The 494-nt window shown below is 63.0% G+C and carries 1 protein-coding gene; it reads left to right on the top strand.

Annotated features, from left to right (window positions below; all coding sequences use genetic code 11):
• The coding region (locus tag CFB39_RS38545; protein WP_144030405.1) for a 3-hydroxybutyrate dehydrogenase at positions 1–494 on the top strand (494 nt) is incomplete at both ends.

The following is a 494-nucleotide window of genomic DNA, read 5'->3' as shown; positions in this document are numbered from 1 at the left end:
ATCGACAAGGTGGCCGAAACGTTCGGCTCGGTCGACATCCTCGTGTCGAACGCGGGCATCCAGATCGTCAACCCGATCGAGAACTATTCGTTCGCCGACTGGAAGAAGATGCAGGCGATCCACGTCGACGGCGCGTTCCTGACGACCAAGGCCGCGCTGAAGCACATGTACAAGGACGATCGCGGCGGTGTCGTGATCTACATGGGTTCGGTGCACTCGCACGAAGCGTCGCCGCTGAAGTCGGCGTACGTGACGGCCAAGCACGGCCTGCTCGGCCTGGCGCGCGTGCTGGCGAAGGAAGGCGCGAAGCACAACGTGCGCTCGCACGTCGTGTGTCCGGGCTTCGTGCGCACGCCGCTGGTCGACAAGCAGATTCCGGAGCAGGCGAAGGAGCTCGGGATCAGCGAAGAGGAAGTGGTGAAGAAGGTGATGCTCGGCAATACGGTCGACGGCGTGTTCACGACCGTTCAGGACGTCGCGCAGACGGTGCTGTT

Source organism: Burkholderia sp. AU6039 (assembly GCF_002223365.1).
Classification (GTDB): domain Bacteria; phylum Pseudomonadota; class Gammaproteobacteria; order Burkholderiales; family Burkholderiaceae; genus Burkholderia.
The sequence above is the reverse complement of the archived record's forward strand: the minus strand, read 5'-3'. Positions and strand labels throughout refer to the sequence as shown.